This window comes from Amphritea pacifica, from assembly GCF_016924145.1.
Taxonomy (GTDB): Bacteria; Pseudomonadota; Gammaproteobacteria; order Pseudomonadales; family Balneatricaceae; genus Amphritea; species Amphritea pacifica.
In genome coordinates this window covers 15,059-37,048 of the sequence record NZ_JAFFZO010000025.1, presented here as the reverse complement: position 1 = coordinate 37,048, position 21,990 = coordinate 15,059, and the positions used below count along the sequence as shown (strand labels likewise).

Below are 21,990 nucleotides of genomic sequence, written 5' to 3'. Positions count from 1 at the left end.
AGCAATAAACAGGCCAGCAACAGCTGATTGATCGATAAGGGTATACCTTTGATGCTGTAATAACAGCTTTTCAGGTTACCCTGTTTTACGCACAGCAGTAACCTGCCGCAAACAATATATCCGCGCAATTCTCGTCTGAAGAGACGTCTGAAGAATATTCGGTGGCGCTGCGGACAGTCTCAGGTGTTCGCGGTATGATCACGGATTAACCCGGCCCCAGCCCTTTCAGCATCGCACTGTACGGATTTACTATGGATCAAAAAACCATCTCCACCCTGCCACTATCGACCACCGTGACAGGCTGGACACTCCTGCTGATGCTGCTGCTCTCACTGATCACAGCACTGACCCACGCCGTGCCTGACTATATTGCCGGCGCTCCGGTATGGCTGGCAGCGGCGCTGCTGATTCGTCGCCAGCGACCCAGCCAGCTGATCCAGAGCGCGGTTCTGTTGATCGCCGGTGCCACAGGACTTGCTATTGGTATTTATCAGGGGGGCGACCAGCGCTATCTGATGAAAGCCTTTGAAGCCAATCAGATGATTATCGCTATGTTGATCGCAGTCAGCTTTCTGAGAATTGTCGCCACCCGGGGTATACAAACCGATGAGCAGCTTCCCCCTGGAAGAACAGCGATGCTGCGGACACTTTTTGGTACCCATCTGATAGCAGCCGTCATCAATATCTCATCGATAATGATTGTCGGAGACCGTCTTAGCAACCACAGACAACTGACACCACTGCAAGGGCTTACGCTATTACGTGCGTTCAGTATCTGTGCCTGCTGGTCGCCTTTCTTTGCGGCAATGGGTGTCGTGCTGATCAGCGCACCCGGCGCCCAGCTCAGCACCCTCATGATCTACGGCCTGCCCACAGCACTGATCGCACTGATATTCAGCGCCTGGCAGATCAGCCATCACCCCGATTCGGATAAAACCCATGGTTATCCTATGCATGCCGGAGCGTTATGGATGCCTTTGTTACTGGCCATACTGGTCATCATTGCTCACCACTATCTGCCAGAGTTATCGGTGATCACACTGGTCACACTGATCTCAATCCTGTTTACACTGACATACCTGCTGCTTCGACAACCCCGGGATTGCGCCATACACCTTAAAACTCATATCCATGAAGGGCTGCCAAAACTCGGCAGTGAAGTGACACTGTTTCTGGCTGCTGCAGTCCTCGCCTCAGGGGTCGCGGCACTGCTGGAATCACTGCAACTACGCCTGGCGCCCGAACACTTTACCGCTGCGGAAGCCTGTCTGACGCTATCAGCCCTGGTCGGCCTGGCGCTGATCGGTATGCACCCGGTCACCTCTGCGGTGCTGGCAGGTAGCATCCTCATGCCCAGTGTCAGCGATCCCAACCTGTTGGGAATCACACTCTTACTCAGTTGGTCGATCGGTGTCGGGCTATCGCCGTTTTCCGGGGTGCAACTTAGCCTGCAATCACGTTATGGTATCTCTGCAATTACGCTGATGAAACTCAACCGGTTTTATGGGCCATTTATGCTGACAACAGGGTTTGCGGTACTATGGACCTATTCAGCTGTCAGTGGCTAAACTGCCACTATGTCAGGGTGGAGGTAAGAAGAAATGGTGCCGGCACCAAGAGTCGAACTCGGGACCTACTGATTACAAGTCAGTTGCTCTACCAACTGAGCTATACCGGCACTGTGATAAGCGGGATTACCTGGCTTCGCTTCACCCTCCAGGCATTCATGCCCGGAACAGAGTGTTGTGCGAATTTATAAATAGCAACACTAACTATAAAGTGGCGCGCCTGGAGGGATTACCCGGCTTCGCCTTGCCCTTCGGGCCGTCGCTACGCTCCGTTGTCTCGCTTCGCTCGGCTCGAACCCCATCGGGGGATCTCACCCTCCAGGCATTCATGCCCGGAACAGAGTGTTGTGCGAATTTATAAATAGCAACACTAACTATAAAGTGGCGCGCCTGGAGGGATTCGAACCCCCGACCAACAGGATCGGAACCTGCTACTCTATCCAGCTGAGCTACAGGCGCGCAGTTCATCAGTGATGATGAGGGCGGTATATTACCGATCTAACGGAGTACTGTCTATTGCTAAAGTGAATTTTTCAGCGATTCCGTGATAGCAGTATTTCCGTAGAGGAGTTACCTGATTATAGTCACTATTCACTTGCTAAACTGATGTTTTTTGAAAGGGATTATCTGTGTCTCCCGCAGCTGTTCTTTGCCTGCCGAGGGTATCAGGCTGCCCATACGTTTTGCTTTCATTGCCCGACTGAAATAATACCCCTGAAACAACTGACAGCCCCAATGCTCGAGGAAATCCAGCTCTTCCTGCTTTTCAACCCCTTCAGCCACCACATCGATACCCAGGGTGCGCGCCATCGCTATAATCGTTGACACAATCGCAGCATCATTGCTGTCGGTGGTGATGTCCTGAACAAAGGACTGATCAATTTTCAGGGTATTCAGGGGCAGTTGCTTCAGATACTGTAGCGAGGAATACCCGGTACCAAAATCATCCAGTGCAAAACGGATCCCCAGTTTGGCCAGCCGTTGCATTTTTATACGCACGGCTTCAATATTGTTTAACAGCACCCCCTCGGTCAGTTCAAACACCAGATATTCAGCCCTGACACCACTGTTAAGAATAATTTCCTGAACCTTCTCAACAAAATCATTCTGTTCAAACTCACGCGGACTGATATTGACCGATACCACCAGCTTTTTACCCTGTTTTTCCCAGGAGGCCATCTGCTGACAGACCTCAGTCAGGACCCATTGGCCTAAGCAACAAATCAGATCGGTCATCTCGGCGATAGGGATAAATGAAGCGGGGTTAACCAGCCCCTTCTCGCCATCCGACCAGCGCACTAATGCTTCTGCCCCGACAATCTTGCCATTCCCCCGGACCAGAGGCTGATAACAGATATACAACAGGTCATTTTCGATCGCTTGCCGCAGACTTTCCTCTATCTGCTGCCGGTGATCGGCATTGTGCTGCATCTGTTCGAGGAAAAACTGAACCCGGTTGCGTCCCTCTTCCTTGGCCCGGTACATCGCCAGATCTGCCTGCATAATCAGGTTTTCAAACTCATCATTCTGGCCATCGAACAGAGCAATACCGATACTCGGTGTCACATGCAGCGCGCGACCATCAATCTGGTGCACCGAAGAGATAGCCTGACGCACTTTTTCGGCCACACTCAGCGCATTGTGACTGGCGGTAGACTCACTGGTTCCCAGCTCTGGCAGTAACACAACAAACTCATCGCCCCCCAGTCGGGCGGGGGTATCGGCCTCTCTGACCGCTTTACGTATTCGCGATGAGACGCTATTGAGCACAGCGTCTCCCACACTATGCCCCAGCGAGTCATTGATGGTTTTAAAGTGATCCAGGTCCATGTATAACAGCGCACCGATCTGCTCGGAACGCTTCGCCCGAAGTACTTCCCGTTCCATGCTCTGCATCAGCAGCCGGCGATTTGCCAGCCCTGTGAGCGGGTCAAAGTAGACATGCTGCTCAATCGCAGCCTGATGGGATTTCAGCTCTTTGGCATTGCGGTTAATCTGCCCCAGCATACGGTTAAAGCCACTGATCAGGGCATGAAGCTCACCCGGTTTATCATCTTCGGGGATCTTCAGAGCGAAGTTCTGATGCACGGTAACCTGCTCCATTGCATCAATTATTTTATCCACAGGTTCAGAAATCCCCCGCTGGATTCGCTTCGACAACAGATACACGCCGAGCAGAGAGAAGCAGTACAGAGCCGTACCAAACAGCAGATAGATCAGTAACTGCCGCTTAACTGCATCCAGACTATATTGCAGATATAGCTGCCCCACCAGTTTGTCTTTCACTCTTAACGGAACACTGTAATCAAGCAGTTCGAAGCCGATTGTATAGGACGCCTCGAGCTGAGCCCGAAGTTCATGCGAGGGGGTAGGCAGAGACTGGGCCAGTCCCGGCTTGGTCAGTTTAACCAGCTCTGAACCATCGTTGCGATACACATAGATACCCAGCAGATTGGGTTCTGAGAAATAACTTTCCAATAGCAGGGTCGCCAGCATTGGCGATTCGGTCAGCACCACCTGGGCAAGCTGGGGGGAGGTCAGCCCGGAAAAGACGTGGGCTCTGTCAATCAACTGACTGCGATGGTTATAAAACTCAACGCTCATCACCACCAGACCGGTGATCAGTAAAACCACGGCGACTGAAGTGACAAATAAACGGTGCAGCCTGCCGGTGACGGACAATATCGGACGTGGGGTCATCAGAACAACCCAGCAAACCGGCTGCTTCGATAGAGATCAAAGCATAATAAAGAGACACCAGTTACCATAATAAGTCCTTTTACGGTATCGTAAGTCATGCGACAGCTGACTGGCTTGCAGTCCTGCGAAGTTAAAGTTGGAATTTATTGTGCAACAACATAGCGCCAACGTCGCCATGAGGCAACAACAAAAGCACTTTCACTACCCAAAATGATAGCTAAACCAGGCATCTTTGATCCTTTTCAGCGGTTCGTTACTAATTAATTAGTCCCGATAATGACCTCAACCATTTTCGTTGTGCCTATTTACCGCTATAATCCCGGCCGAATTATTATTTCTAAACGCTGTAACAGGCCCATTGAGGGCATCCGACAGCTACCTTTTTCTAAAATTAGCGATGATGAGGTCGTGACTGTGAGTAAATTTGCTGCCAAAGCTATTTCTGCCCTGTTTGCTGTAGCACTGGGTTTTCTGGCCACCTCGGCTATAGCCAACACTGATAACGATGCGATTGCAGAACGTATTGCCAAAGTGGGTTCTGTCTGTGTAGAAGGTGATGACTGTGGTGGTGCCGCTGCACCTGCAGCTGCCGCCGGCGCCCGCTCCGGATCAGAAGTGTACACTGCCAGCTGTTCTGCATGCCACGCGTCAGGCGTACTGGATGCGCCTAAGTTTGGTACCAGCGACTGGGCTGACCGTGGAGCTAAAGGCATGGAAACACTGCTGAACAGCGCCCTGAACGGTTTCAATGCTATGCCCCCGCGCGGCACCTGCGGCACCTGTTCTGACGAAGAGATCAAAGCGGCCGTTCAATACATGGTAGACAGTGCCAAGTAAACCGAGCCCCCTCGCTAAATCTGAAAAAGGCCGCTGATGCGGCCTTTTTTATTACTTATAGATCGTCCAATAACCCCCGTAAACCACTCAGGGTCGCATTACCCCGTGCTTTATTGGTAACTTCGCACACCTCCCCACGGCCTTCATACACCAGATCATCCTCGGGCAGCTCATCAAGAAAACGGCTGGGCTGACAATCGATCAGTTCACCAAACTGTTTTCGTTTCCGCGCCAGGGTCATTGTCAGCGTCTGCTTCGCCCGGGTGATTCCCACATACGCCAGTCGCCGTTCCTCTTCGATATCGCCATTTTCGATGCTGTTGCGGTGGGGCAGAATCTCCTCCTCCATCCCCATCAGATAGACATGATTAAACTCCAGCCCCTTGGAGGCGTGCAGCGTCATCAGCTGCACCCGGTCAGAATCATCTTCCTCTTCCTGACGCTCCATAATATCCATCAGCACCAGTCGGGCGATAGCCTCCCGGATCCCCGCCTCAGGATCATCCTCTTGCAAACGTTCCAGGGTATTGCGAAGCGAATCAACCAGAATCCAGACGTTTTGCATGCGCCGTTCAGCAACCGCTTCACTGGAACTGTTCTGAGCGATCCAGCCCGCAAAATCGATATCCTCTATCATCTTGCGAATCGCATCGATAGGATCCCCCCGTTCACACTGCTGATAGATCCCTTCGAGCCAGTTCTTAAAGCGCTGCAACCGCTCCACCTGGGCGGGTTTTAATACCTGTTCCAGACCCAGCTCACTACAGGCATTGAACAGACTGCAGTGCCGTTCAGAAGCGTATTCGCCCAAGCCCTGCAATGTAGTATGACCGATCTCCCGGCGGGGCAGATTGATAATTCTCAGGAATGCGTTATCGTCATCCGGGTTCACTAACACCTTCATGTAAGACATGATGTCCTTAATCTCTGCGCGGGCAAAGAATGAGGTGCCACCACTGAGTTTATAGGGTACCTGATAGCTCTGTAGTTTCAGCTCCAGCAGACGGGCCTGATGATTACCGCGATAGAGAATAGCGAAATCCTTAAACTGATAGCGCTTACGCAGATGCAGATCCAGAATCTCTGTGGCGATCCGTTCACATTCAGCATCTTCATTACGGGTGAATACCACCCGGATCGGATCGCCAAACCCCATATCACTCCACAGGGTTTTATCGAACACGTGGGGGTTATTCGAGATCACGGTGTTGGCTGCTTTAAGAATACGTCCGGTTGAACGGTAATTCTGCTCAAGCTTGACCACTTTAAGTGAAGGAAAGTCGTGCTGTAACTGCACCAGATTTTCTGGTCGGGCGCCACGCCACGAGTAGATAGACTGATCATCATCACCCACCACCGTCAGCATCCCCCGTGTACCCACCAGCATCTTGACCAGCAGATACTGGGTAATGTTGGTATCCTGATACTCATCCACTAACAGATAGCGAATCTTCTGCTGCCAGCGTTCCAGAATAGCGCCGTGATTCATGAACAACTGCACCGGCAGCAGAATCAGATCATCGAAGTCCACCGCATTATAGGCTTTCAGACTCTTCTGATAGGCCTCATACGCCCTGGCCGCCAGCACATCTGCAGGGCCTTCCGCTTTAGCCAGAGCCTGCTCCGGCCCCAGCATATCGTTCTTCCAGTTTGAGATAGTGCTCTGAATAAAGTCCAGTTGATCGGTTTCTTCGTTGTGGTGTAACAGCAGGCTTTTCAGCAATGCCTTGCTGTCCTGATCATCAAACAGCGAGAAGCCGGCCTTGAAACCCAGGGTTTTATGCTCTTTGCGTATAATATTCAGCCCCAGATTGTGAAAGGTTGAAACGGTCAGCCCCCGGGTGGCATTTCCTTTAACCAGAGTATTAACCCGCTCCTTCATCTCCCGCGAGGCCTTATTGGTGAAGGTCACGGCAGCGATGTTATGCGCTTTGATACCGCAGTTTTCGATCAGGTAAGCAATTTTACGGGTGATAACACTGGTCTTACCCGAGCCGGCCCCGGCAAGCACCAGCATCGGCCCACTGATATAGTCCACCGCTTCTCGCTGTTTGGGATTAAGTCTCGACATTATAAATAGTTACTCTGACTGCTAAAGTTTTGTTCATATACGGCCGATAGAGTAATGTTAACTTGCCGTAAAAACCTACAAAATCCGCTGTAATTCATTGTTTTAAAACATAAAGCACTCAAACAACTGTTTAATTCAATAAATTGACGTGCTACTCTTAATGCGCTTACAGGGGGGACAATTATCGCATGGAATGAATTGTCTTATCAGTAGTAAACAGCGGGAATAAACATGGTCGTTTACTCTCAAGTAGTAGATTCGATATGTTATCTGTAGCTAGCCGTAATCCAGCACGTACAGAGTGTCTGATTGTTGATAGTTGCGGCGTTGATACCTCAGCGATCGTGACCCGTCTGCAACAGCAGCAATGCCAGGTACAGCAATGCAGCTTTGATCAGGCCACCGAACGGCTGGAACAGACAGATACCCATCTGATTTTTCTGCACACCTGTTTTACTGATACCAACGCGCTCTCTGAGCTGCACTACCTGCGTCAGCAGTACCCCCATATTCCGGTCATCCTGTTTGATCAGAATCTTACCCCTGAGCGTATCGATGAATCGATGCTCTGGCGGGCCAGCGACTATATCTCCACCAACGCTCTGACCGATGAAGTATTACAGCGGTTGCTGCGCTATAACCTTAAAATCTGCCAGTACTACTCAGAGATTGAGCGCCTGACGCAACTGGACCCGCTAACCGGCATGATGAACCGGCAGCAATTTTATCAGGAGTTTTCGGAACGGCTGAGAGCCCTGCGAAAAGGTGGATCGGGAAAACATTTTGCGCTGATCAATATTGACCTGGATGGCTTCCGACGCTTTAACACAATCAATGGCTATTCCGCCGGTGACGTTGTCGTTAAAGAGATGAGTCAGCGCCTTTCTGAACTGGCTCCGGGCTTGATCTCGCGCCAGGGGAATGACGAGTTTATCCTGCTGCTGGAGACGCCTGACGATGTCAGTCTGGCCCAGCATGTCACACAGCTGTGCATCCAGCTGCTGCACCGCCTGACTGAGCCATACAACTATCATGAGCTGGAAATCATTTTGCCCTGCAGCATCGGCGTTGCACTGGCCCCGGAACACAGTTGTGAAGCGGACACACTGATCCACCAGGCTACTCAGGCGAGGATCAAGGCTAAAGAAACAAGCAGTTGCAGCTATATTATTTTCGACCCGCAAAGCAGTTTTGAACAAGACCCCCATTACAATATAGAACCCGAGCTGATCAACGCTATCCGGCGAAACGAGTTCGAACTGTTCTATCAGCCCCGGGTTGATATTCTGTCCGGTAAGATCATCGGAGCTGAAGGCCTGATTCGCTGGCAACACCCGCAACGGGGACTGATCTTTCCGGATATGTTTATCCCCACCGCCGAACGTACCGGGCTGATCGTGCCGATCGGTTACTGGGTGATCCAGCAGGCAGGGGAGGATATGCAACAACTCCTGGCGAGCGGACTGACGATAAAAAGCCTGAGTATCAACCTGTCTTTCAGGCAGTTCCAGGACAGTTATCTCTGCCGGACGATTCAGCGACTGATTGAAAAATACGCTATCGATACCTCGGTTCTGGAATTTGAGCTTACCGAATCGGCCCTGTTTAATAATGAATTGCATGTTCGCGAAGGTATTGAGGAGTTACATAAGCTGGGTATCAACTTTTCACTGGATGACTTTGGTACCGGCTATTCCTCTTTTTCTCTGTTACAAAAACTACCTATCGGCAGCCTGAAAATTGACCGTTCGTTTGTTTCCGGTGTCAATAACAACCCGGATGACCGGGAAATTGTCAAAGCCCTTATCCGTCTGGCCTACAGTCTCAACAAAGAGATCATTGCTGAGGGGGTTGAGACCATCCAGCAACTCAACTTCCTCGCCAGCTTTGGTTGCCATCAGGCACAGGGATATCTCTATAGCAAACCGGTGCCGTTCACTGAATTTAAAGATCTGCTGCAGAACGGTTATCAACTCACAGCGGAGAGCGCCGCAAACCAATAGCTTCCAGGAGCGCTGCGTTACTGATCTGCGCCTCCCCCTGCAGATCCGCAATGGTTCTTGAGACCTTCAATACCCGATGCGTAGCCCGGGCGGACAACCCCATCTTATCCATTGCCTGCATCAGCAAATGCTGCTGCTCAGCGCCCAGCTGGCAATACTGCTCCAGCTCCTTAACGTTGAGCTGATCATTAATACACCCCTGTCGCTGCTGTTGAATAGCCCGGGCGCTGACGACCCGCGCTCTGATATCACGGCTGCACTCACTGGTTTCAGCCGGTCCCATCAGTTGCTCGGGAGTCAGCCCTGGCACCCAGCTCTGCAGGTCGATCCGGTCTAATAACGGTCCCGATATTTTTGCCTGATAGCGCTGCACCTGATCCGGGGTACAGCGACACCGGCCACTCTGATCTCCCCGATATCCACAGGGGCAGGGGTTCATCGCAGCAACCAGTTGAAACCGGGCAGGAAAGCGGGTTTGCAGGGCAGCACGGGAGATGTTGATCTCCCCCGACTCCAGCGGCTCGCGCATCACCTCCAGCACCTGACGGCTATATTCAGGCAGCTCATCCAGAAATAAAACCCCCTGATGGGCCAGGGAGATCTCACCAGGCCGGGGATTACTGCCGCCGCCCACCAGCGCCACTGCAGACGCGGTATGATGCGGGGTGCGAAATGGGCGGACGCCAGCAAACAGACTTTTCTCCTGTATCCCGGCAATCGAGTAGATAGCCGCGATCTCCAGGCGCTCGTCCTGCGCCAGAGGCGGCAGAATACCGGGTAAGCGGCTGGCCAGCATGCTTTTGCCACTGCCCGGCGGCCCGCACAACAGCAGGTTATGCCCACCTCCGGCGGCAATTTCCAGTGCTCTTTTTGCCTGATACTGCCCGCGCACATCAGACATATCCGCCCCCTGAACCGCTTCAGTCTGCCACCCTGAAGCCAGCGCCGGTGTGATCAGAGAGGCCGCCGCCAGATGGTTGCTGACCTCCAGCAGAGACCCTGCACTAAAAAGATGCAAGCCACTCACCAACCCGGCTTCCTCAACATTGTCCGCCGCCAGCCACAAACTCCGGCCAGCCTTGCGACAACTCATCGCCACCGGCAGGACGCCCGAGACCGGCCGCAGCTCGCCCGACAGCGCCAGCTCCGCCAGAAACTCAAAACAATCTGCACTGTTTTGCGGCAGCTGGCCGCTGGCAATCAGAATGCCTATGGCTATCGCCAGGTCGTAGCGCCCGCCCTCTTTCGGCAGGTCTGCGGGTGCCAGATTAACGGTGATACGCCGGGCCGGGAACTCAAAGCCGCAGTTAAGCAGCGAGCTGCGAACCCGCTCGCGACTCTCCTTGACCCCGGTTTCGGGCATCCCCACAATGGAAAAGCTGGGCAGACCGCCCGACAGATGAACTTCCACCGCAACCGGTGGTGATTGAATACCGAGCTGCGCCCGGGTGTGAACTATTGCCAATGCCATGCGAATCCATCCCTGGATATTGGTTTAACAGGCTTGTTTTTGCCAAGCCCTGCTTCAGTGTTCCAGATCTAACCGTTCGACCAACTGCTCCAGGGTCAGATCACGTCCAACATATTTACCACTCATGCGCACACAACCCTGCTGTGTTAGCCGGGTCATCTGTCCGGTGGTGCGAACCCCCTCCGCCATCACCTCCAGATCATTCTGCCGCGCCATAGAGATCAGTGTCTCGACATCACGTATATAGCGATCATCACGCATCTGCTGCTCCACCAGTCCCGCGTTGAGCAGCAACATATCGGGAAACAACTGCGGCGACAAACGTCCGAGTGAGTGCTGCTGTGGGTCCAGCAGTATCAGCACCCCGTGGGCTTTCAGCTCCTCGATCTCATCGGGAAACAGCTGCAGCTGGACAAAATTTAAAATGATCATCAGCCGCTGGGGCGGTATGCCCACCTTAACCATCTGCCGGATCAGATGCTCGATCACCGCTACAGAAAAAAGCTCCTCATCCTGCAGCCTGATACAGAGATTATGAAACTGTTCAAAGCCGCTCCAGAGTTTGATCATTGGCAGCAACTGACGCTCCAGCTGCTGATGATAATCCTGCAGTAAACCATAACGGGATAGCTGAGGGATAAACTGCTCCGGCGACAAGATTCCCTGTTGTGGGTGGTTCAGTGCCAGCGACACCTCAGCCGCAGCGAGATGATGTTCCTGCAAAGAGTAAACCGGATTAAAGCGTAGCTGTAGCCAGCCCTCTGACACCGCCTGACCCAGAGTATCCCGACTCAGCACAGTACCACTCCCCAGAGACTTATCATACAGCCAAAAGCCCTGCTGCTTCTCCAGGGTACGCAGCACCAGCCGGGCCCGGTCCAGCATCAGTTCAGCACTGATACCGCCACTCTCGACCAGCACTCCGCCCATCGTGTGATGAACCACAAAGGGTTGTCCATCGATATCAACGGGTTCCTGCAGCAGCGCACCAATCCGATCGGCAAACTGCTCCAGAGTCATCTCATCGGGACAATCTTCAAGCACGAAAACAAAGTTATGCTCCTGATCCATCGCCAACAGATCGGTTTCCCGCACCTGAGCGCTGAGCCGTGCAGCCAGTGCGGCTATAAGCGCCCCGCCCGCCTCCCCGGTGCTGTTCAGCTGTAATAATAGCAACCCTCGTCCCCGGTGGCCGAGGCTGTCTCTCAGCAACTGCTGATTCAACTGATCGAGCAGCATAAACTCATCCGGCAATCCGGTCAGGGCATCGTAGCTGGCATGACTATAGCGGTTCTGATCGCCATAGGAGCTGCTGATATCGGAAAACTGAGCCACAAAGCCGTCGATCTCACCACTGTCATCCCGGCGCGCCATCAGCGAATACCAGGCCGGATAGCTATGGCCATCTTTATGCTGGTTCCACAACTCCCCTTCCCAGAACCCTCTGAGCATCAGTTGCTGCCACAGATGATCGAACAGTTCGGCAGAGATCTCCCGGTTGGTGACGATTCCCGGCCCCTGCCCCACAACATCTTCATAAGAGAAACCGGTAACCTCTGAAAAGCTGGGGTTTACCCGATAGATGCGGTTATCCCCATCCAGCAACATAACCGCCTGCGGGGTGTAGTCGAACAACCCCTGTTGCGGATCCTGGAACAGCATGCGCCCTGCTGCCTGACCGGTTCGCATCGCATTAACCGTATAGAGCCGGGCAACCGGGTTCCAGAAAATTTCCAGCCGTAGCCAGAGATTGTGATCCTCCACAAACGGTTGCCAGGAGAGTGTCGCGGTCCCCTTTGAACGGGCCAGCATCATCCCATGACGCAACTCAAACAGCGCTTCCTCAGAGTGCACCTGAGACAGCGGCACGCCGCTCACATCTCCCTGCCAGCCAAGCATGCCCAGATATTCCTGAGTCGCGAACTGATAACTCAGATCAGGCAGGATGCAGGCATACATAAGCAGATGCATAGGGTGTCCTTGGTCTGTGACTAGGGTTTATTGACGGTCTGACCGACCTTTTTCTCAAGCTGTTCAAGCTCTGACTGTAACTGCTCCAGTTTAGCGCGGCTACGGGCCAAAACAGCACTCTGAGCATCAAACTCCTCCCGGGTGACCAGGTCCATCCGTCTGAACGCGCTCAGCAATAGGGCATTAATCTGTTGCCGAATCTCAGATTCTGCTGAACCGGGCCGGGTCTGATCAAATAACTGGCCGATCTGCTCGCTGATCCCTTCCAGTATTTTGTGATTAATCATATCTCATATTTCCAAATAATATCGGTTGTTCAACTCTGTTAAGACTATACCAATAACCGGCCAATATCCCGACCCGGATGTTGCGGCATACCGATGCATACCTATCGACGCACCAAAAAAGTGCCTGCACAACAATTGTGCACCAGCGACTCATCAAGAAAGCGCGCAAAAACCTCCAAAGGCCATAGCAAAACATCTTAAAATCATTATAAGCCACTGTTTTTAAATAACAAATAACTTTATGGCATGTGCAATGCTTAGTATGGACCAACCGTTTATCGCTACGCTGATAACCAGCGTAGCCCTTTAAAACAGTTTTACTAGTGGAGATCAGATCCCATGAAACTTATCTCAGCAATTATTAAACCATTCAAACTGGATGATGTGCGCGAAGCACTTTCCGAAATCGGTGTACAGGGTATCACTGTCACCGAGGTGAAAGGCTTTGGTCGTCAAAAGGGTCACACCGAACTCTACCGCGGCGCAGAATATGTTGTCGATTTTCTGCCCAAGGTAAAGGTTGACGCTGCTGTGGAGGACAGCATCGTCGATCAGGTAGTTGAGGCGATCAGCAAAACGGCTCAGACCGGCAAGATCGGCGACGGTAAGATTTTCGTGATGCCGCTTGAAGAGGTCATCCGGATCCGTACCGGCGAAACCGGCAATACCGCACTGTAAAAACTGACTTACAACCTAAAAAACAACTCTAAGCGTTTGCTTCAGGGGGAAGTGATGGAAAATCAAATTTTTGAATTACAATATGCGATGGACACCTTTTATTTTCTGGTGTGCGGTGCATTAGTTATGTGGATGGCGGCAGGTTTCGCCATGCTGGAAGCAGGTCTGGTACGTTCTAAGAACACCACCGAGATCCTGACAAAAAACGTAGCCCTGTTCTCGATTGCCTGCGTCATGTATATGGTGTGCGGTTATCACATTATGTACGACGGCGACCTGTTCCTGAGCACTATTGGTGTGATTGATGTGAATCAGGTGCTGGCGGACTCTGCTGAAGCGGGCTTCGATGGCGACTCGGTTTACTCCGGCGCGTCTGACTTCTTCTTCCAGGTCGTATTTGTTGCTACCGCTATGTCTATCGTTTCCGGTGCGGTTGCCGAGCGGATGAAGCTGTGGGCTTTCCTCGCCTTCGCTGTAGTAATGACCGGTATCATCTACCCAATGGAAGGTTCATGGACCTGGAACGGTGCTGACGTATTCGGCATGTACAACCTGGGCGACCTGGGTTTCTCAGACTTTGCCGGTTCTGGTATCGTGCACATGGCGGGTGCTGCTGCAGCACTGGCAGGTGTTCTGCTGCTGGGTGCCCGTAAAGGCAAATACACCGCCAACGGTGTTAACGCTATCCCGGGTGCTAACCTGCCCCTGGCCACGCTGGGTACCTTCATCCTGTGGATGGGCTGGTTCGGTTTCAACGGCGGTTCCGTGCTGAAACTGGGCGATATCGCCAACGCTCACTCTGTAGCAATGGTATTCCTGAACACTAACACGGCGGCAGCCGGTGGCTCTATCGCGGCGCTGATCACTGCCCGCATGCTGTTCGGCAAGGCCGACCTGACCATGCTGCTGAACGGCGCTCTGGCGGGTCTGGTAGCAATCACAGCAGAGCCATCAACACCTACCGCACTGCAGGCAACCCTGTTCGGTGCCATCGGTGGTGTTCTGGTGGTATTTGCCATCATCACTCTGGACAAGCTGCGTATCGATGATCCCGTCGGTGCGATCTCTGTACACGGTGTCTGTGGTCTGCTGGGTCTGCTGCTGGTACCGGTTACCAACGGCGATGTAAGCTTCAGTGGCCAGTTGATCGGTGCGGTAACCATCTTTGTATGGGTCTTCGTCACCAGCCTGGTCGTCTGGGCCATCCTCAAAGCAGTTATCGGCATCCGTGTCAGCGAAGAGGAAGAGTACGAAGGTGTGGATCTTGCTGAATGCGGTATGGAAGCTTACCCTGAGTTCACTTCAGGTAAGTAATTTTACCCGCTGGATATAACATATCCTTAAAAGGGGAGCCTTGGCTCCCCTTCTGACGTTTTATTAACTTATTGATTCTGGTTATACTAGGCCTAATATTGATCGACCACCGTCTGAGGCCTGCAGGCATCTCCTGTCAGAAAAACAGATCCAAGCGAGGATAGTAATGATGAAACTGGTAAGTGCGGTCATAAAGCCGTTCAAACTGGATGACGTACGTGAAGCTCTGTCAGAAATTGGCATTCAGGGCGTTACCGTTACCGAAGTTAAAGGTTTTGGCCGTCAGAAAGGTCATACCGAGCTTTACCGCGGCGCAGAATACGTTGTAGATTTTCTGCCTAAAGTGAAAATTGAAGCGGCTATCTCTGATGATTTAGTGGATCAGGTAATCGAGGCGATCGCCTCAACAGCTAATACTGGCAAGATTGGCGACGGCAAGATATTTGTCACGCCACTTGAGCAGGCAATCCGCATCCGTACCGGAGAGACAGGCACTGACGCGCTATAAGCCACTGAATAATTTATCGATTAAAGGCACCCGATGGGTGCTTTTTTTTTTGCCCTAACGGTTGAAATAGTACTGCTCTATCTGTTTCAGCGTCTAAACTTAGGGAAACGTTTCTTCAGTAAAAAGGATTCTCCAGAGTATGATCAACCGTACGATGTTTGATGAAGTGATGGTTCCCAACTATGCTCCGAGCCAGATAATCCCGGTTCGGGGAGCGGGTTCACGGGTGTGGGATCAGTCAGGTAAAGAGTATATCGACTTCGCCGGCGGTATTGCCGTGAATGCGTTGGGACACTGTCACCCCGAGTTGGTAAAAACCCTTCAGGAACAGGGACAGAAATTATGGCACCTGAGCAATGTCTGGACCAACGAACCGGCACTGAAGCTGGCCAAACAGCTGTGCGATGCAACCTTTGCCCAACGGGTACTGTTTGCCAATTCAGGCGCAGAAGCAAACGAAGCAGCGCTGAAACTCGCCCGTCTCTACGCCAAAAAACATTACAGCAGCGAAAAAACCGAAATCATCGCTTTTAAAAACAGCTTTCACGGGCGCACCCTGTTTACCGTCACGGCCGGAGGACAACCTAAATACACCGAAGGGTTTGAACCGCTACCCGGAGATATTACCCATCTGCCATTTAATGATCTGGCAGCCGTGGAATATCAGATCTCCAACAAAACCTGCGCCGTTATTGTCGAACCCATTCAGGGCGAAGGAGGCATTATTGCCGCTGAACCGGTGTTTCTGGAAGGTTTACGTACCCTCTGCACGCAACACAATGCCCTGCTGATTTTTGATGAGGTCCAGACCGGAATGGGGCGTACCGGAAAACTGTTTGCTTATCAGGGTTATCAGGTAACCCCGGATATTCTTACCACAGCAAAAGCGCTGGGGTGCGGGTTTCCTATCGGCGCCATGCTAACCTCTCACGATATCGCCGCAAGTTTCTCTGTGGGCACCCATGGAAGCACCTATGGGGGCAATCCACTGGCCTGTGCAGTAGCCTCCAGAGCCCTGGAGCTGATCAACGATCCCACGCTGCTTGCCGGGGTTACGCAACGCCAACAGATGTTTATCAGCGGACTCAAGCAACTCAACCAGAAGATCGGGCTGTTTCGTGATATCCGCGTTGAGGGGTTGCTGATCGGTTGTGAACTGAAGGAAGCCTGGCAGGGAAAAGCACGTGACCTGCTGACTCAGGCGCAGGAACAGGGAGTGCTGGTGCTGACCGCGGGTCCCGATGTGCTGCGGCTTGCACCCTCGCTGGTCATCCCCTATCCAGAGATGAAAAAGGGACTACAACAACTCGCCCAGGCGATGCTGGCCATAAAAATGGGCTTTTAGGCGAAGATTATGGATGCCCTGCTGAGTTCAATCACCGAACGCCAGCCCCCCTTAACCGAAACCCTGGTGAAACTGGCGCAGATTAATTCCGGCACCCTCAACCGGGCCGGAGTCAATCAGGTTGGTGAACTGCTGAGCAAGATGTTTTGTGCACGGCTCAACTGTCATCATCAGCAGCACGCCGTAGCAGCCTCTACTCAGCTTCGCACCGATGGCTCTGCCGAAGAACACCGTCTGGGAGATCTGCATATTCTGAGCAAACGCCCGGACGCTCCGTTACAGGTGTTGCTCACCGGACATCTGGATACAGTATTCCCGGCTGATTCAGCGTTTCAGCGGTGTCAGTGGCTGGATGACCAGACGCTGCAGGGGCCCGGCGTCAGCGATATGAAAGGCGGGCTGCTGGTTATGCTGGAAGCCCTGAGCGCCTTTGAACAGTCGCCCCTGACACAACGGCTGGGCTGGACCGTTATACTGAATCCCGACGAGGAGATCGGTTCCCCCGGTTCCGCCGCAATCCTGGCCCAACAGGCGCAACAGCATGACCTGGGCTTGATCTACGAACCGGCACTGCCCAACGGGCAACTGGCGGGAGAGCGTAAGGGCAGCGGCAATTTTACCGCCCTTTTCACCGGCGTAGAGGCTCATGCCGGCCGGGAACACCATCTCGGCCGCAATGCGATCTGTGCCATGGCTGAGTTTATTACTGCGGTCGATCAACTGAATGGCCGGCGAGACGGCGTCACTCTCAATATCGGCGTGGCAGATGGCGGAGAAACGACCAATCAGGTGCCCGATCAGGCACGTTGTCGCTTCAACATTCGTACCCGCATCAGCGCAGATGAACAATGGTGCCAGCAACAGTTGCAGATTATCCAACAGCAGATCAACAGCAAGGAGGGGATATCACTGACACTACACGGCAGTTTTGGTCGCCCGCCAAAACAGCTGGACCAGGCCCACCTGGCGCTGTTTCAACTGGTAACAGAGTGTTCCGGGCTACTGGGTGCGCCCCTCGCATGGGAGTCAACCGGCGGTTGCTGTGACGGTAATAATCTATCGGCGGCCGGGCTGCCCAATGTTGATACCCTGGGGGTGCAGGGCGGCCATATTCACAGCCATAGTGAGTTTATCCGGCTGCCCAGCCTGGTTGAACGGGCGCAGCTCAGTGCAATGATCCTGTTACGGCTGGCAGAACAACCCGACACCTGGCTCAGAAACAGAATGTAACCAGGTGCCAGCGATTTGACGGCTTACTCCAGTTTTCAGGTAAACCGAGGAGATTAGGGATGAACGATATCAACATAATTCGCCCAATCAGATCATCCGATCTGGATCGACTCTGTGAACTGGCCCGGGACAGCGGTCCGGGCTTTACCTCCCTTCCCTGTAACCGGGAACTGCTTGAAGCAAAGATCGCCGCTTCTGAAGTCGCCTTTAGTCAGGTCAAAGCGGATCCACTGGGTGCCAGTTACCTGTTTGTTCTGGAAGCTTCACCGGACAACAAAGTGGTTGGCGTCTGTGGCATCGAGTCCGCCGTTGGTCTGCGGGAACCGTTCTATCACTACCGTCTGGGCACGGTTGTTCATGCCTCCCGGGAACTGGGGGTCCACAATAGCTTTCAGACCCTCTATCTCTGCAACGACTATACTGGCTGCACTGAGGTTTGCACGCTGTATCTGACCCCGGAATACCGGCAGGGTCATAACGGGGGCTTACTGTCACGCTGCCGTTTTCTGTTTCTGGCGCAATTCAAAGAGCGTTTCCCCGGCAAAATCATTGCAGAGATGCGCGGTGTCAGCGATACCGAGGGGCTCTCGCCCTTCTGGAACGGACTGGGACGGCACTTCTTCAGTATGGAGTTTTCTGAAGCGGACTATCTCACAGGCCTGGGCAATAAGGTGTTTATCGCCGAGCTGATGCCCAAGCACTCGATCTATATTCACCTGCTGCCAGAAACGGCCAGACAGGTGATCGGTGAGGTCCATGAACAAACCGTACCTGCGCGGAAATTACTGGAAAGCGAAGGCTTTCGTTATGAGGAATATATCGATATTTTTGATGCCGGCCCCACCCTTGCCTGCGAACTTAAGGATATCCGGGCGGTCAGAAAAAGCCGCTATGTGGAGGTGCATATAGGCCCCTGTCAGCAGCATACACAGCCCTTTCTGATCAGTAATACCTCACTGCAAAACTTCCGCTGCACCGTGGTTGAGATCGCCCCGTCCGAAGGCAGAATAACCCTCACTGCAGAGCTGGCGCACCTGCTGCAGGTGAGCGAGGGTGACAAAGTCCGGGTAGTGCCCTTAAAGAGCAGGAGCTAAAGCCATGAAAGCACACGCATCTCTGTTTATAAATGGTCACTGGTTGCAGGGTAAAGGCGCAAGCTTTAATTCACTGAACCCGGGATCAGCCGAGCGGATTTGGGAGGGGCATAGCGCCACACCAGCGCAGGTCAATCAGGCCGTTGAAGTGGCCCGTAACGCCACCACACGCTGGAGTGACATGACTCTGGAGCAACGCCAAAGTTATATCATCCGCTTTACCGAGTTGCTGAAAGAGTATGCTGAGCTGCTGGCGGATACCATCGGCCAGGAAACCGGCAAGCCCCTGTGGGAAAGCCGCACCGAGATCACCGCGATGATCGGTAAAACCGACATCTCTATCCGGGCCCATAAAGAGCGCTGCCCGACCCGGATCGAGCACACCCCTCAGGGAGACCTGGTGCTGCGGCATAAACCCCACGGTGTGGTCGCGATATTCGGCCCCTACAACTTCCCTATGCACCTGCCCAATGGCCATATTGTGCCGGCTCTGCTGGCGGGCAACACCGTGGTTTTCAAACCCAGTGAGCTAACCCCCCGCTGCGCCGAACTGATGTTACATCTGTGGCAAAAAGCAGAACTGCCTGACGGCGTACTGAACCTGGTTCAGGGCGATAGTGACACTGGCAAAACACTCGCCTCAAACCCAGGTATCGATGGTCTATTTTTTACCGGTAGTGCGGTGACCGGTCAGTTGCTTCACCGCCAGTTTGGCGGGCAGCCAGAAAAAATTCTGGCACTGGAGATGGGTGGTAATAACCCCCTGCTGATCACCCCGGTACAGCACCTCAAAGCCGCCCTGCATGACACCATCATATCTGCCTTTATCAGTGCCGGGCAGCGCTGCACCTGTGCCCGTCGGCTGCTATTACCAGCCTCCAGCTGGGGTGACCATTATCTGGACCTCTTGGTTGATCTGTGCAGTAAACTACGCACCGGCACTTACAACGAAAAACCACAGCCGTTTATGGGCACCCTGATCAACAAGCAGGCCGCAGACTCTATCCTTGCAGCACAACAGATGTTGAGCGAGGCGGGCGCCACGGTCCATCTTGAAGCACAGCAACAAAACAGTACCGGAACCCTGTTATCGCCGGCGATCATCGATATTACCGCAGCTGAAGATCTGCCTGATCAGGAGTATTTCGGGCCGCTGTTGCAAGTAATCCGCTATCGCAACTTTGAATCCGCGATCGCCATCGCTAACCAGACACAGTATGGCCTTTCTGCCGGGCTGTTCAGCGATGACCGCGAGCAATATGAACTATTTCAACGCCAGATCCGCGCGGGTATCGTCAACTGGAACCGCCCGCTGACCGGCGCCAGCAGCGCGATGCCTTTTGGCGGGTGTGGTATCAGCGGCAACCATCGCCCGTCAGCCTATTACGCTGCCGATTACTGCGCCTATCCGGTAGCATCCATTGAAAGCAATTCACCCTGTCTGCCGGAAAAACTCAGCCCCGGGCTGAAACTTTAGCAGACGCGCGGAGGCTCTATGCACTATCAGGAAGTTAACTTCGATGGACTGATCGGCCCAAGCCATAACTATGCCGGCCTGTCTCCCGGCAATATCGCCTCTGATCAGCATCGTGGCAGGGTCGCCTCACCACGACAGGCAGCGCTGCAGGGACTGGAAAAGATGTGGCGTCTGGTACAACTGGGGCAGGTGCAGGGGGTTTTACCGCCGGCACCCCGCCCCGCTGTTGAGACCTTGCAGCGGCTGGGATTCAACGGCGCCACCCCGGAGATCATCGGGCAGGCCTATAAGAAAGCTCCCCACCTGTTAGCCGCGTGTTACTCCGCATCCACCATGTGGGCCGCTAATGCGGCAACCGTGTCGGCCAGCAGAGATTGCCCTGATGGCAGAGTCCATTTCACCCCGGCCAATCTGATCACCACTCTTCACCGGACCATAGAAACCGACTATAGCGCCGCCATGCTAAAGCGGATATTCAATAACCCGGATCATTTCTGCCACCATCCGCCCCTGCCATGCCAGGCGGATTACGCCGATGAGGGTGCGGCTAACCATACACGGCTCTGCCCCACCCACAGCCAGCCAGGACTGAGCCTGTTGGTCTATGGTCGTGGCAGCGACGATCAGATGCCGAAGATCTACCCCGCCCGACAAACCCGGGCAGCCTGCGAAGCACTGGTGCGACAACACCAGCTACCGCCCGATCAAGTTGTGATTGCGCAACAAAACCCAGACGTCATTGATCAGGGAGTCTTTCATCATGATGTCATCGGTGTAGGTCACCGTAATTTTCTGATGTTGCATGCAGAGGCTTTTGTTAACCAGCGGCAGGTATTACAACAACTGCAGCAACAGTGGCGGCAGTCAACCCATTCCCGGGATGTGCCTCTGACTATTACCGAAATCAGTCCGCAGCTACTCAGTGTCAGAGAAGCGGTCTCAAGCTATCTGTTTAACAGCCAACTGATCAGCTTATCAGCGCAGGCCCGGCCCGATCACCTCTCTGAGCATTCTATCCGGACGCCCCATAACACTGGCGAAAACTCGATGCTGTTACTGGCACCCAGCAATTGTCTCGCCTCCAGCGAAGCACAGCGCGCCATCGATTGGTTAATAGCAGGGGATAATCCGGTATCGGCGGTGGAGTATATCGATCTGACCCAGAGCATGAATAATGGTGGTGGCCCCGCCTGCCTGCGTCTCAGGGTACCGCTGAGTCAGGCCGAGCAAAATGCGGTACATCCGGGCATCATACTTGATTACACCCTCTATAATCGCCTGAAAAGCTGGATCAACAAACACTACCGGGAGCAGTTAAACGCTGAAGACCTGGCCGACCCATGCCTGCCGGTTGAGATTCAGGCAGCCCTGGATGAACTCACCGGGATATTAAAACTTCCGGGGTTATACCCGTTTCAGGTATAAGAGCGTAAACG

At 53.3% G+C, this 21,990-nt stretch carries 16 protein-coding genes, 2 tRNA genes and 1 other RNA gene; 11 read left to right on the top strand and 8 right to left on the bottom strand.

Annotation, left to right across the window (positions count from 1 at the left end):
- Nucleotides 1-251 precede the first annotated feature (251 nt).
- Entirely contained in the window at nucleotides 252-1,568 is a 1,317-nt protein-coding gene (locus JW499_RS14825; RefSeq protein ID WP_205211339.1) for a hypothetical protein, read from the top strand.
- Nucleotides 1,569-1,602: 34 nt separating this feature from the next.
- Here the strand turns inward: JW499_RS14825 and JW499_RS14820 are convergent.
- The 4 genes from JW499_RS14820 to JW499_RS14805 all read right to left on the bottom strand — a co-directional run bounded on the left by JW499_RS14820 (nucleotide 1,603) and on the right by JW499_RS14805 (nucleotide 4,268).
- Nucleotides 1,603-1,678: transfer RNA gene (locus tag JW499_RS14820), tRNA-Thr, on the bottom strand.
- A 102-nt stretch (nucleotides 1,679-1,780) separates the two neighbouring features.
- A non-coding RNA gene (locus JW499_RS14815) (RtT sRNA) lies at nucleotides 1,781-1,903 on the bottom strand.
- Nucleotides 1,904-1,950: 47 nt separating this feature from the next.
- A tRNA-Arg gene (locus tag JW499_RS14810) sits at nucleotides 1,951-2,027 on the bottom strand.
- 132 nt (nucleotides 2,028-2,159) lie between these two features.
- Nucleotides 2,160-4,268, bottom strand: a complete 2,109-nt coding sequence (locus JW499_RS14805) for an EAL domain-containing protein (protein WP_205211338.1) — start codon at nucleotides 4,266-4,268, stop codon at nucleotides 2,160-2,162.
- Nucleotides 4,269-4,682: 414 nt separating this feature from the next.
- Between JW499_RS14805 and JW499_RS14800 the strand changes: the two genes are divergently transcribed.
- On the top strand, nucleotides 4,683-5,105 hold the full coding sequence (locus JW499_RS14800) for a c-type cytochrome (RefSeq protein ID WP_205211337.1): 423 nt from the start codon (nucleotides 4,683-4,685) through the stop codon (nucleotides 5,103-5,105).
- 55 nt (nucleotides 5,106-5,160) lie between these two features.
- Here the strand turns inward: JW499_RS14800 and rep are convergent, their stop codons facing one another.
- Nucleotides 5,161-7,176, bottom strand: a complete 2,016-nt coding sequence (gene rep / locus JW499_RS14795) for a DNA helicase Rep (protein ID WP_205211336.1) — start codon at nucleotides 7,174-7,176, stop codon at nucleotides 5,161-5,163.
- Between the two features lie 263 nt (nucleotides 7,177-7,439).
- Here rep and JW499_RS14790 point away from each other — a divergent pair, with 263 nt between their 5' ends.
- Nucleotides 7,440-9,179 carry a putative bifunctional diguanylate cyclase/phosphodiesterase gene (locus tag JW499_RS14790; RefSeq protein ID WP_205211335.1) on the top strand — a complete coding sequence of 580 codons (1,740 nt, stop codon included), beginning with the start codon at nucleotides 7,440-7,442 and terminating at the stop codon, nucleotides 9,177-9,179.
- Here JW499_RS14790 and JW499_RS14785 read toward each other — a convergent pair.
- Genes JW499_RS14785 through JW499_RS14775 form a run of 3 tightly spaced genes read right to left on the bottom strand, consistent with a single transcriptional unit; the run spans nucleotide 9,151 to nucleotide 12,908 of the window.
- The gene (locus JW499_RS14785) at nucleotides 9,151-10,650 is read right to left on the bottom strand and encodes a YifB family Mg chelatase-like AAA ATPase (protein WP_205211334.1); all 1,500 of its coding nucleotides are present in this window, start codon (nucleotides 10,648-10,650) and stop codon (nucleotides 9,151-9,153) included. The genes JW499_RS14790 and JW499_RS14785 overlap by 29 nt on opposite strands.
- Nucleotides 10,651-10,704: 54 nt before the next feature.
- Nucleotides 10,705-12,621, bottom strand: a complete 1,917-nt coding sequence (locus tag JW499_RS14780) for an EAL domain-containing protein (protein WP_205211333.1) — start codon at nucleotides 12,619-12,621, stop codon at nucleotides 10,705-10,707.
- 20 nt (nucleotides 12,622-12,641) lie between these two features.
- Nucleotides 12,642-12,908 carry an accessory factor UbiK family protein gene (locus tag JW499_RS14775; RefSeq protein WP_091354720.1) on the bottom strand — a complete coding sequence of 89 codons (267 nt, stop codon included), beginning with the start codon at nucleotides 12,906-12,908 and terminating at the stop codon, nucleotides 12,642-12,644.
- 339 nt (nucleotides 12,909-13,247) lie between these two features.
- On the opposite strand from JW499_RS14775, the gene glnK (JW499_RS14770) reads away from it, so the two are divergent.
- The 8 genes from glnK (JW499_RS14770) to JW499_RS14735 all read left to right on the top strand — a co-directional run bounded on the left by glnK (JW499_RS14770) (nucleotide 13,248) and on the right by JW499_RS14735 (nucleotide 21,979).
- Nucleotides 13,248-13,586: a P-II family nitrogen regulator gene (gene glnK, locus JW499_RS14770; RefSeq protein WP_091354718.1), complete on the top strand. Its 339-nt coding sequence runs from the start codon at nucleotides 13,248-13,250 to the stop codon at nucleotides 13,584-13,586.
- Nucleotides 13,587-13,640: 54 nt separating this feature from the next.
- Nucleotides 13,641-14,900, top strand: a complete 1,260-nt coding sequence (locus JW499_RS14765; protein ID WP_205211332.1) for an ammonium transporter — start codon at nucleotides 13,641-13,643, stop codon at nucleotides 14,898-14,900.
- Between the two features lie 169 nt (nucleotides 14,901-15,069).
- On the top strand, nucleotides 15,070-15,408 hold the full coding sequence (glnK, locus tag JW499_RS14760; RefSeq protein ID WP_091354713.1) for a P-II family nitrogen regulator: 339 nt from the start codon (nucleotides 15,070-15,072) through the stop codon (nucleotides 15,406-15,408).
- A gap of 139 nt (nucleotides 15,409-15,547) precedes the next feature.
- Nucleotides 15,548-16,753, top strand: a complete 1,206-nt coding sequence (locus JW499_RS14755) for an aspartate aminotransferase family protein (RefSeq protein ID WP_205211331.1) — start codon at nucleotides 15,548-15,550, stop codon at nucleotides 16,751-16,753.
- A gap of 9 nt (nucleotides 16,754-16,762) precedes the next feature.
- The gene (locus JW499_RS14750; RefSeq protein ID WP_205211330.1) at nucleotides 16,763-17,983 is read left to right on the top strand and encodes a hydrolase; all 1,221 of its coding nucleotides are present in this window, start codon (nucleotides 16,763-16,765) and stop codon (nucleotides 17,981-17,983) included.
- A 59-nt stretch (nucleotides 17,984-18,042) separates the two neighbouring features.
- Nucleotides 18,043-19,077 carry an arginine N-succinyltransferase gene (gene astA, locus JW499_RS14745; RefSeq protein WP_232846439.1) on the top strand — a complete coding sequence of 345 codons (1,035 nt, stop codon included), beginning with the start codon at nucleotides 18,043-18,045 and terminating at the stop codon, nucleotides 19,075-19,077.
- Nucleotides 19,078-19,081: 4 nt separating this feature from the next.
- Complete coding sequence (gene astD / locus JW499_RS14740; RefSeq protein WP_205211329.1) at nucleotides 19,082-20,554, top strand: succinylglutamate-semialdehyde dehydrogenase; 1,473 nt, start codon at nucleotides 19,082-19,084, stop codon at nucleotides 20,552-20,554.
- A gap of 18 nt (nucleotides 20,555-20,572) precedes the next feature.
- Nucleotides 20,573-21,979 carry an N-succinylarginine dihydrolase gene (locus JW499_RS14735; RefSeq protein ID WP_205211328.1) on the top strand — a complete coding sequence of 469 codons (1,407 nt, stop codon included), beginning with the start codon at nucleotides 20,573-20,575 and terminating at the stop codon, nucleotides 21,977-21,979.
- Nucleotides 21,980-21,990 lie beyond the last annotated feature (11 nt).

What these genes read in the sequence shown, in the direction of transcription:
- JW499_RS14825 (WP_205211339.1), top strand. Translation starts at nt 252, where the DNA reads ATGGATCAAAAAACCATCTCCACCCTGCCACTATCGACCACCGTGACA.
- JW499_RS14805 (WP_205211338.1), bottom strand. Translation starts at nt 4,268, where the DNA reads ATGACCCCACGTCCGATATTGTCCGTCACCGGCAGGCTGCACCGTTTA.
- rep (WP_205211336.1), bottom strand. Translation starts at nt 7,176, where the DNA reads ATGTCGAGACTTAATCCCAAACAGCGAGAAGCGGTGGACTATATCAGT.
- JW499_RS14790 (WP_205211335.1), top strand. Translation starts at nt 7,440, where the DNA reads ATGTTATCTGTAGCTAGCCGTAATCCAGCACGTACAGAGTGTCTGATT.
- JW499_RS14785 (WP_205211334.1), bottom strand. Translation starts at nt 10,650, where the DNA reads ATGGCATTGGCAATAGTTCACACCCGGGCGCAGCTCGGTATTCAATCA.
- JW499_RS14780 (WP_205211333.1), bottom strand. Translation starts at nt 12,621, where the DNA reads ATGCATCTGCTTATGTATGCCTGCATCCTGCCTGATCTGAGTTATCAG.
- JW499_RS14775 (WP_091354720.1), bottom strand. Translation starts at nt 12,908, where the DNA reads ATGATTAATCACAAAATACTGGAAGGGATCAGCGAGCAGATCGGCCAG.
- glnK (WP_091354718.1), top strand. Translation starts at nt 13,248, where the DNA reads ATGAAACTTATCTCAGCAATTATTAAACCATTCAAACTGGATGATGTG.
- JW499_RS14765 (WP_205211332.1), top strand. Translation starts at nt 13,641, where the DNA reads ATGGAAAATCAAATTTTTGAATTACAATATGCGATGGACACCTTTTAT.
- glnK (WP_091354713.1), top strand. Translation starts at nt 15,070, where the DNA reads ATGAAACTGGTAAGTGCGGTCATAAAGCCGTTCAAACTGGATGACGTA.
- JW499_RS14755 (WP_205211331.1), top strand. Translation starts at nt 15,548, where the DNA reads ATGATCAACCGTACGATGTTTGATGAAGTGATGGTTCCCAACTATGCT.
- JW499_RS14750 (WP_205211330.1), top strand. Translation starts at nt 16,763, where the DNA reads ATGGATGCCCTGCTGAGTTCAATCACCGAACGCCAGCCCCCCTTAACC.
- astA (WP_232846439.1), top strand. Translation starts at nt 18,043, where the DNA reads ATGAACGATATCAACATAATTCGCCCAATCAGATCATCCGATCTGGAT.
- astD (WP_205211329.1), top strand. Translation starts at nt 19,082, where the DNA reads ATGAAAGCACACGCATCTCTGTTTATAAATGGTCACTGGTTGCAGGGT.
- JW499_RS14735 (WP_205211328.1), top strand. Translation starts at nt 20,573, where the DNA reads ATGCACTATCAGGAAGTTAACTTCGATGGACTGATCGGCCCAAGCCAT.